Source organism: Methylobacterium sp. M6A4_1b, from assembly GCF_053345175.1.
The window spans coordinates 1-8322 of the sequence record NZ_JBKEZQ010000057.1 but is presented as its reverse complement, the minus strand read 5'-3'; the positions used below and the strand labels follow the sequence as shown (position 1 = coordinate 8322).

The window sequence follows — 8322 nt, the reverse complement described above, 5'->3', positions numbered from 1 at the left end:
TCGAGGCCTGGGCGTCGATCAAGAGCTTCAAGCCCAAGGATCAGGGCGGCAACGATCAAGGGAAAGATCCGCCGCCGCCGTCCGCCGGCGGGCGCAACGTCGAGGTCGACTTCAGGGGGCAGGCGCGCTCGAACGAGACCCACGAAAGCACCACGGACCGAGAAGCCCGCCTCTACCGCAAGGGTCCGGGGATGGAGGCCAAGCTCTGCTTCATCGGCCATACCCTGATGGAGAACCGCTCCGGCCTGATCGTGGACACCCGCCTGACCTTGGCGAACGGTCACGCCGAGCGGATCGCGGCCTTGTCGATGATCGAGCCAAGGGCGGATCGGCCCAAGGCGATCTCGGTGGGTGCCGACAAGGCCTATGACGCCGAGGACTTCGTCAACGAGCTCAGGTCGATGAACGTGCGCGCGCACGTGGCCCGGAACACCAACGGCCGCCGCTCCTCCATCGACGGACGAACCACCCGCCACGCCGGCTACGGTCGGAGCCAGAAGATCCGCAAACGCATCGAGGAGGGCTTTGGCTGGATCAAGACCGTCGGCGGCCTGCGCAAGGCCCGCTTCAAAGGCCGCGACAAGGTCGGATGGGCCTTCGCCTTGACGGCTGCGGCCTACAACCTCGTCCGCCTGCCAAAGCTGCTCGGAGCTCCGGTGTGAGCGTCCTGGGCAAGTGCCGGATCGTCGAGCTGCCCGGCTACGAGGACGACTACGCCGATATGGTCGAGCCAGCCTACATCCTCTTCGAGGACGGCCGCGGTGCGTTCGCCTTCGGGTGTGTCACCGGAGCTTTCGCTGGCGGAGCCACCCGCGGGAGTGCACGCGCCGCCATCGCGTTCGACTGGAATGGCAATGACGAGATGGACGCGGTCTGCGGCTCGGGATCGGCCGAGGTCCAGGCCGACGGCTCGCTTCGCGGCGAAATCCGCGTCCACCGCGGCGACGAAATCCCCTTCATCGCCTGCCGTTGGCCGACTTCTTCAACACCCTGCTAGGCGGCTTAATGCACCGAGCCTTCGTCAACCAACCTATCACAGCCCGAGAACTTGCATAGGCCTTGGACTGGACGCTGCGATCGTAGCACCGACATTAGCACAAAAGACGGTTTGCTTTGTAAAACTAGCGGATGACATAGTTCGAAGACAAAACTAAACAACAAGATCCTATCAATCAAAGGTATCGGCGAACCACAATTCTCTCCATAACAAGTCCAAGCCAAAACGATCCAAATGAACAGCCAAGCACATAGTTGTAATCCAGCACAGCTCCGAGTTGCGGATTATAAGCGAGCCTAACCCACTCGATGATCTGAACGATAGGGTTCCATTTCATCAAGCTGTATAGTTCTTCTGGCATCATATGCGGCAGAAAAAAAACGCCCGCCGTCAAGTATATAAGGATGGTAATTAGGATGCTTCCCCAAAGCCATCCTGGAAATACCATCGTGATACCCATATTTATGGCCCCCACACCAAGACCTAAAATGAGCGCCATAAGATACCCAGTCACCGCCATCCACGGATCCACCGGTGTTGGATCAATGCCTAAGGCCAGGAAAATAGAAATAATAAGTAAAAGACCCTGGAAACCTTTGACAGCCTCGACAAGAAATCGAGCTACCATGATGTCAAAGGCTTTTACCTGTGGATAATACATCAGCGGCCTGTTCACCAGGATGGCTTTCATCGCCTCGCGCGAAGTGTATTGAAACACGAGCGCCGGAACTGCACCGGTTGCCACAAATAAAATCGGATCGTTACCCATCGGCGATGGCACCTGCCGGAAGTGCATGATCGCGACAATCAGGAAGATGTGGGCGATTGGCCATAAAACGACGAGTGCGTAGCCCCAATACGTACCACCAAAACGAGTACGCATGTCGCGGAGCATCAGGGCACGTATCACATGCGCATAGACCTCAAGTGAGCTTTGCCTGGATAGGCTCTCGGAAGCTGGACGCCGCATGCTGTATCTCATTAAGGAACGGGTCGCCACACCGTAGGTCATCGATAAATGTGGGCGTAATGTGTTCGCTTACCCTCGGCAGCCATAAGGGGCCGGCCGTGAGAGCCGCCATAGAGGCGGCCGGCGCGCGGCTGTTGTTCCTCCCGCCCTACAGCCCAGACCTCAACCCCTGTATGGATGGTCTTCTCGAAGCTGAAAGCGCTGCTGCGCAAAGCGGCCGAGCGAACCGTCGAGGGGATGTGGTCGGCCATCGGACGCCTCGTCGACACCGTCACGCCGGACGCGTGCGCCAACTTCTTCGCCGCCGCAGGAGATGAACCAGATTAAACCGAAAATGCTTTGATATCGCCGTCGTCGCGCTGCCAGCCAAGATGGCTCGGACCGTCTGGGCGCTACTGCGCCACGAACGCGTCTATGAACCGGCGGCGTTAGCTGCCTGATCCGAGCTTGGTCGGCGAAGCCTTCGTCGGCCTCACCATGTCTGCGAGCGGCGAGAGGAAGATGGCCTGACAGTCGATCGGTGTTCTGGGAGCCTCTGGCGTAAAATGGCGCTCGACGCCCCCCCCCTTTATGAGGACCAGGACGCGCGGATCTCCATCTCGGCCAACGGCATCGCCGAAAGGCTGGATACGTTTATGCAAACTGCTCAGACCAGCAGATCATAAGCCACTTGCGGACGGAGCGAGCCATACGTTTGAGACACCTTCTGTAAGCGATTAGAAAGAAGTGGCGGACACTGGTAGACGCCCCCGGTGAAAATAAACAGCGAGCGAAGTCGCCGAACCTGGTCGAATATAGCGGCAGACCCTTCGAATCTGCCGGTACACGATGCTGCCATGCGGAATCAAGGCGGTGGCGTTCACAATCTTCCGAACTGTATAGGCTGATGGGCAGGTATACGAAGCATCCTCCGGCATGATGAGCGCGATCACCCTTCATTCGACACCCGTCAGATCACTTTTGTAACTCAGACGCGTAAAAGAACACGACCGCCGGTGGTCGCGACCACATACCAGATACCGCGTAAACTGCAGCATAAGCGTAAAATCACTCCGATTGCAGCCACTCACACCCCAACCGCCACCTTACCAAATAGTCGCTAAACAAACTCGCTTAGCAACACTTCGCTATGCACTATGGCGGGTATAGCTCACGCCAACCCGAACGGAACCTATTGAAGTAAAGCTGGAAGTCCATCGAAGGAATGTTTTCGAATATGGATTCAAATCTATTAGCATTTTTGCCTTCGGCAAAGCGATCTAGACAGGACTTCTCCAGCCTCTGTAGATAAGTCTTTCGAAGCACGGGATCCTTTAAGATTTCAAATCCCTTTGACCATCCTCCTCTGTTTTCATCGACGCGGTAAACGCCATGATCGCCGTTCCAGTCGACGAAGCTGTCTTGATCTGAGACAACAGGCACTACACCAATATACAAACAATACAAAATAACACTGTCTGAGCGATAATAACTATTGTCAGAGCCAGAACCCTGTAGGATCGCTAAATCAGCTCCCCAACGTGTCAGATAATCAGCGCTCTCGTTGAAAAGACTAGAAGCTTCATGAGGCATGAATTTATACACACGCTTCGGATGCTCTCCGAAACTAGAGGACGGAGACTGAAGAACGAAATTATTATCTCTGAGGACAAGATCAATGGGAGACATATCCCACTGTTTGTTGGCGCTTGGTTGCACAAGGACCCTTGTCACCCCTAAAGACTCGCGTAATTCAGGCAGTATGCGGCGTTGGCGTTCAAGGCGTGTGCGACTTATGGAAGGACTCGCGATATGTACTTTTCTGTCATTAGATATCTTAGGAACGGCATTGCAAATTTTCGATGAGCTGGCGATAAGGAGATCAAATTTCTTCAAAGTTGATAATTCATTTTCACAAAGTATCAGCGGCAGATTTTTTCTATAAAACTCTGCTTCCGAGCGTTGTTGTAGAGCTACCGAAACAGGCGAATTCCGAAGCTGTTCCAAATTAAAAGCAAACTTGATTTCGACTACATGTTCCTTGCCATCGTGAAACTCAATAGGCAAATCATAATAAAACGCATGATTCCCATTCCCAATGCCCGCAGCAAGAAGATCACCACGTGGTATGTTCGCTTTTATCAAACCACAAACAACACCGTCTACGAAAACAATCAAATCCGCGTGAGATGAGCCCCCTTCATAAGCCCAGCCCTTTATGCGACCACCCGGAAGAATCTCTTCAAAGTTGGAGTCAATCTGGAGGTCTGTAATAACAAATTCTTCTACTTCATCAGTTTTTTTACTCCTCGGCAGCCATCCTATTACAGGCGCAAATTCATCAATAAAATACGCCGTCGGAATCCTGTGTCGCAAGCAGTAACTCAAAGCTCTAACATTTTGATCTTCACCTAAATTCCCGGAAAAGATCACCACATCAGAGGATAGTAAAGAGGATTTTTCATGGAATGTATCTGGGTTGCTTTCGATCCATCCGATATGTAAATCTTTAGACGGATCGCTCCCGCCCCAGACCATGTGATTTCGTGTATAGTTTCCAGCGAAAAGCGAAATACGCTTACGAGCAACACCGGCATCTGACTTCGTCGGACGCGAATACCAGGTTTTGCTACTGAAAAAGTCGCGCGAGACTTCAATATGACTGCGCAATGGTATCGAAGCATTCTTTGGAATCAGAAAGATATCGCGCTCAGGAAAATTACGAGGTTTCAAATCATTGTTTCGATCCTCATCGATAAATTCCTGAATAATTTCTGGATACATAGGATATGTATTTCCTAGACTATCAGATCGAGAAGCACCTAGCTCTCGTCCAACCATCACATTCGTGGATTTAATTTCATAATCTTTAAGGATACGTCTCCAAAGATCCCAGTCGCAGATGCGAGTTACCGCCACATGTGGATCGTAAAACCCAACACTTTCAATTATATCTCGATGTACGATAACACTAGAATTGCCAATAAAATTTTTGAATATAATATCGTCAAGTGGACATATATTGCCTAGTCTAATCTGATGATCTGCCGATAATTGCAGACCTACGTTGCCAAACGCAGCGAGTACCTCGCCTTCTCTGATGGATGACATCATATCAAAAAAAGCGTTATTTTCGAATATGAAGTCATCGAACCCAAATCCAATGAAGTTGCCCCTCGCTCGAATATAAGCTTCATATTCAGAAACTGCCGGAAGACCGATGTTTTTCTTATGCGTAAGACAGGATACTCTTCCGTCATCAAGCATTATATCGCTAATGATTTCAGCAGTTCCATCTGTCGAAGCATCATCGATAATAATGAGTTCTATATCTGAAAAGCTCTGATCGAGAATATTCCGAACGACCCTTAGGAAAAGTCCGTCTTGCCCTCTACGGAACGTCGGAAGTAAAATAGATAACTCAGGTTTCATTGCGAGGGCGTAATCTTTACCTGGCTTCCATTCAGTCCATTGTAAAAGGTGCTTGACCTTCATTCCACATGTCCCCAAATTGCGCTCGAGTGGCGGTTTAAGCCTCCTCGGAGCGTACTGCAAGTCACCCCTAAAGGACACTTGAATGATTGTTGGCGTAATATCACACCCGAATTTTTCCACGGCCCTATGCTTTGACGGGTTGATGCAACAGCAGAGATATAATTTTATATTCATCAACCCGTTCGAAGACTCGCAACTATCAAATAAAAAATTACAAAATGTCGATGTTGTTGTAGTCGTTAGACATTTGTACTTACCAGAATACGAGAATTTATGGAGAGAGGCTTTTCGAGGTGGAATTCCGATGTATTACCTGCTTGATGACAATTTCTTTATCATCGATAGTGGAGATGTGGAAGGAAAATATACTCACACAAAAGTAAGAAATACCTTGAGAATGTTCAAAGGTGTTCTATCTTCGAATGTGAATCTAAGCACTTATCTAATTTCAAATAAAATTCATTCAAATGTTTTGTGGTTTAGTGCTGTACGTGACTCTGATCGTGATCCTCAAGTTATCTCTAAACATAATGGCGAAGCAATAAACATAGGATGTTTCGGCGGAGGATTTAGGCTGCTGGAAATTGAGAAGAATATCCTGCCTGCACTGAGTAATATGGCGAAAATCAGACCAGTAAGTTTTTACGCGCGTGAAGATCTTGAAGCTCTAAGGGATAAATTTGAAAGCGCAGGCATAAATTTTCAGACATCGAAAACAACTGATTCTATTGGGCTTTTTTGTCGCGACTGGCTTCAATATAATCTCGACATCATTATTCATCCACCTGGAAATACAAAGAATCTTGCATTTAAAACTGCAAATGCTCTCCTTATAGCGTATTATTTAGGTGCCGTGCCTGTAGTTGCGGATGAACCTGCATATGCTGGGAGTAATGATAAAAACGGGGTAATTATAGCAGACTGTACTGAAGAGGCTTATTTTTCTGCATTTCAAAGTCTTGCTGGGCGCAAATACCGACAAAATTTGTTTGCCAAACTTGAGTTGTATGTGCGAAAGGCGTTCGCCACCGACTCAAATATAAGAACTCTGGACATAATTTGCAACCAAATTGATTTATAGTGCAATATATTTAACGTATTGGTCGCCTATGCAAACGAGTAAAGCGACTATCGGCCTTTCGGCCAAGAGCTTCTGCAGCGCACTCTTTCGTCTTCATCGGGCGGCTTGGTATCTAAAGGTGGCTTTCGTTGTATGGTCGCCGCTACGCTTCGATCTCACTATTCGCATCGACCAGCTGCGAGGATCACGAGACGTTCAGGCCCTTCGCTTGGAGGAGGTCGTTAAGAGACTCGAGTTGAGCGTTATAGATGGGTTCGTCATGACGCAGGAATTCAAGTGTGACGCGGTTTTAATAGTCCATTCAGTCAGGAGCCTCCGAAATGAACTTGGCCCACCCAACTTGGTGGCCCAGGTTCGAAGTTAATGCGTCGTGATCTTGGAGTTGGCCCGGTTCCTGGTCCACGGCCTTTGCATGTTCTCGGGTTATGATGAGGGTCCCCCGGATTTTGGTCCGGCCGAAAGGTGAGCCTCCGGATCTCATGAGGGTCCCCCGGATTCTGGTCCGGCCGAAAGGTGAGCTTCCGGATCTCATTCGGCGGCCTTCAGGGCCGCCGTCAGGGCGAATTCCTGGGGCGTTCGCCACCCCAGGGCGGTGTGAGGTCGGCTCTCGTTGTAGTGCCGCCGCCATTGCTCGATCACGACGCTGGCCTTTTTCAGGGTGTAGAACACCTCGCCGATGAGGAGTTCATCGCGCAGCTTCGCGTTGAAGCTCTCGTAAGTCACCGTTCTCCCACGGACTGTGTTTCGGCGTGCAACTTTGGCTCTGACTACTCTCGCTGATGCCGGCAGCGTTGAGGGCGCGGATATCCAGAATGGAGCCGCAGCATGCGCCCCCGCTTCAGGCCGTCGAGTCTCGTACCTGCCGGCTTCGTCGTCGATCACCTCGATGTAGGCATCGTTCGGATCGGTCTGGTCGTGAGGTCCGGATCTGCGACGGCGACTTGCCCAGACTGCCGAACCTCTTCACGTCGCATCCAAAGCCGCTACCAGCGCCGTGCCGCCGACCTGCCGCTCGGTGGCCGGCGCGTCGAGCTCCAGGTCGTCGTAAGACGCTTCTGGTGCGACGCAGCTGCCTGCAGGCGGAAGATCTTCGCCGAGCGTTTTCCCGACGGCGTTCTGCCCGCCTTCGCGCGACGCACCTCGCGGCTGGAACAGATCGTCCATCACCTCGGTCTCGCGCTCGGTGGTCGGCCCGGTGCAGGCCTCGCCCAGCGCCTCATGTTGCCGGTCAGTCGCGACACGCTCTTGCGCGTCGTCCGCCGTCGGGCGATGACACCGTCCGATCCTCTCGGTGTCATCGGCATCGACGACTTCGCCTGGCGACGCAACCACCGCTACGGCACTCTGGTCTGCGATCTCGAACACCGCCGCATCGTGGCGCTCCTACCGGACCGCGAACAGGCCACCGCACAGACCTGGCTAAAGCAGAACGCCTCGATCGAGATCGTCGCCCGCGACCGCGGCGGCGGATATGGTGAGGCCATCGCCCGCGCTCTGCCGCAGGCTATCCAAGTCGCCGACCGCTGGCACCTCATGGAGAACGCCAGCCGCGGCTTCCTCGACGCCGTGCGCAGGTTGATGCGTCAGGTTCGCGAGGTCGTTGGCGCAGCTATCCTTGATCCGGCGCTCCTCACCGCGGCTGAGCGCATCCGGTACGAGGGTTATCTGCGCCGGGAAGAGGCGGACGTCGCCATCCGCGCGCTCGCTAAAAGCAGGCATTCCGATCCGCCGGATCAGCCAGCGACTGGGCCACAGCCGCAAGGTGGTGCGTGCGGTCCTGCGCGGCGAGCGCACGGACGT

At 52.4% G+C, this 8322-nt stretch carries 5 protein-coding genes and 3 pseudogenes; 5 read left to right on the top strand and 3 right to left on the bottom strand.

Annotation, left to right across the window (positions count from 1 at the left end):
- Positions 1 to 662, top strand: a 662-nt coding sequence (locus tag ACLBWX_RS22680) for an IS5 family transposase (protein ID WP_447676051.1), incomplete at its 5' end; no start/stop codon positions are given.
- Positions 659 to 997, top strand: coding sequence for a hypothetical protein (locus ACLBWX_RS22675; protein ID WP_447676050.1), 339 nt, complete (start codon positions 659 to 661; stop codon positions 995 to 997). The genes ACLBWX_RS22680 and ACLBWX_RS22675, both read left to right, overlap by 4 nt.
- Before the next feature lie 175 nt (positions 998 to 1172).
- On the opposite strand, the gene ACLBWX_RS22670 is transcribed toward ACLBWX_RS22675, so the two are convergent.
- The gene (locus ACLBWX_RS22670) at positions 1173 to 1967 is read right to left on the bottom strand and encodes an ABC transporter permease (RefSeq protein WP_447679192.1); all 795 of its coding nucleotides are present in this window, start codon (positions 1965 to 1967) and stop codon (positions 1173 to 1175) included.
- 74 nt (positions 1968 to 2041) lie between these two features.
- Here ACLBWX_RS22670 and ACLBWX_RS22665 point away from each other — a divergent pair.
- Positions 2042 to 2294, top strand: a pseudogene (locus ACLBWX_RS22665) (transposase); the annotation flags it as partial.
- Between the two features lie 807 nt (positions 2295 to 3101).
- On the opposite strand, the gene ACLBWX_RS22660 reads toward ACLBWX_RS22665, so the two are convergent.
- Positions 3102 to 5441 (bottom strand): glycosyltransferase family 2 protein, encoded by a 2340-nt coding sequence (locus ACLBWX_RS22660; RefSeq protein ID WP_447679191.1) that lies wholly within the window; start codon positions 5439 to 5441, stop codon positions 3102 to 3104.
- Between the two features lie 82 nt (positions 5442 to 5523).
- On the opposite strand from ACLBWX_RS22660, the gene ACLBWX_RS22655 reads away from it, so the two are divergent.
- Positions 5524 to 6522 (top strand): hypothetical protein, encoded by a 999-nt coding sequence (locus ACLBWX_RS22655; RefSeq protein ID WP_447679190.1) that lies wholly within the window; start codon positions 5524 to 5526, stop codon positions 6520 to 6522.
- A 528-nt stretch (positions 6523 to 7050) separates the two neighbouring features.
- On the opposite strand, the pseudogene ACLBWX_RS22650 reads toward ACLBWX_RS22655, so the two are convergent.
- Positions 7051 to 7261 (bottom strand): annotated as a pseudogene (locus tag ACLBWX_RS22650) (integrase core domain-containing protein); the annotation flags it as partial.
- A gap of 86 nt (positions 7262 to 7347) precedes the next feature.
- Here ACLBWX_RS22650 and ACLBWX_RS22645 point away from each other — a divergent pair.
- Positions 7348 to 8322 (top strand): annotated as a pseudogene (locus tag ACLBWX_RS22645) (ISL3 family transposase); the annotation flags it as partial.

Bases quoted from the DNA above. Each gene is read 5' to 3' on its own strand.
- ACLBWX_RS22660 (WP_447679191.1), bottom strand. From the start codon at position 5,441: ATGAAGGTCAAGCACCTTTTACAATGGACTGAATGGAAGCCAGGTAAA.
- ACLBWX_RS22655 (WP_447679190.1), top strand. From the start codon at position 5,524: ATGATTGTTGGCGTAATATCACACCCGAATTTTTCCACGGCCCTATGC.
- ACLBWX_RS22670 (WP_447679192.1), bottom strand. From the start codon at position 1,967: ATGCGGCGTCCAGCTTCCGAGAGCCTATCCAGGCAAAGCTCACTTGAG.